The organism is Cetobacterium sp. (assembly GCF_048470075.1).
Classification (GTDB): Bacteria; Fusobacteriota; Fusobacteriia; order Fusobacteriales; family Fusobacteriaceae; genus Cetobacterium_A.
Genome location: NZ_DBGBQB010000245.1, coordinates 1 through 1,634, shown reverse-complemented (window position 1 = coordinate 1,634; position 1,634 = coordinate 1). Strand labels below are relative to the sequence as shown.

At 28.0% G+C, this 1,634-nt stretch carries 1 pseudogene; it reads right to left on the bottom strand.

The annotated features are described in order from the left end of the window. Positions 1 to 36: 36 nt before the first annotated feature. Positions 37 to 1,537, bottom strand: a pseudogene (locus ACMOUI_RS08745) (IS1182 family transposase). Positions 1,538 to 1,634 lie beyond the last annotated feature (97 nt).

Genomic DNA, 1,634 nt, shown 5'->3' with positions numbered 1-1,634 from the left:
ATATTTAAAAAGGGATGATTTTTTTAAATCATCCCCCTAAAAAATATAAAATATTACTCTAAATTTTTTAGAGTTTACACAAAATTTGAAGAAGTCTCCAGCTTGTAGACAAATGGCTATTGAATAATAATATTTGATAGCTATTTTTTTTATTTTTACAAATTTTGAGTTGTTTTTACAGAAATTTGTATTAAGGAAGTCTTTTCCAAACTTCCACATTGCTAATTTTTTTAAATTCATACATGCAAATTTGAGAGTGAGCTCCATTTTTACTTTCGCTAACCCTCTATATTGCGTATATCTCATTCCATGGAGTTCTTTCGCGTCAGCAAAAACTCTTTCTATAGTTTGACTCCTAAGAGAATAAATCTCTTTAATTCCTATTGTATGCCTTATATCTTCTACTTTCTCTAAATAATTTTCCCATACATGTCTGGCAACTATTTTAGTCTTATTTTTACTCTCTGTACATTTTTCTAAAAACTGACATTTTTTACAAATTTTTTGGTTACTTTTATATTCTTTATAGCCCTCTCTATTGGTAGTACTATATTTCAAGACTTCATTATTAGGACAAACGTAACAATCGTAATATTCATCATAAACATATTCATATTTTTTAAAAAACCCATCTTTTGTCATGAGTCTCTTATATGGAAAAATTGGAGTTCGATTATCATCTATTATTAATTTTGCTATAGCAGGAGTTCGATATCCTGAGTCAGCAACTATATTGTTGATATTAGGATAAGAGGCTGTCACTTGTTGATAGAGTTCTGCAAAAGATGAAGAGTCATGGTAGTTTCCAGGAGTTAAAACAAACCCTAAAACAAAATTATTTTTATCACAGGCTGTATTCGCGCTATATGCAAATACTTTTTTGTGTTCACCTTTATGGAATACCCCACATTCAGAGTCAGTTTTACTTACTTTAATTCTTTTTATATCAGTTTTTTCATCAAAATTTAAAGTTTTTTTTATTAATTTCTCTATCTTTAGAGATTTCTTCTTGAAGAGATTTTTCATAGAATTTAGCGCTAACTTCAACAAATTTGCTAATACTTTTTTTATTATTAGCGCTTGCTTTTATATGAGTTCCATCAACAAATATATTTTCCTCATCAAGAAAGTTACATTTAGTAACTTCAGCAAGAATTTGTTTAAAAATTTCATCAAAAATGTCAGTTCCTTCAAATCGTCTTTTGTAATTTTTACCAAAAGTTGAAAAATGAGGAATCTGTTCATCAAATCCATAACCAATATACCATCTATACGCGATATTAACTTGTATCTCTTTAATGGTTTGCCTCATAGAACGAATCCCAAAAATATATTGAATCATAATTATTTTAAAAAGAACTATAGGATCGATACTTTCAGTTCCATAAGGGCTGTATAGATCTTTAACTTTATCATAAATGAATGATAAATCAATAGCTTTGTCAATTTTTCTAATGATATGATTTTCAGGAACAAGATTATCCAAATTAATAGTTTTAACAGTATTTCGTTCATTAACATTTTTAATTCCCATCATAAATTAAATCGCCTCCTCATTTAAAAATATTATACCAAAAAACCAAAAAAAAAGCTGTAGACAGTTACTTGTCTACAGCCTGAAAAGAGCCCAAAGG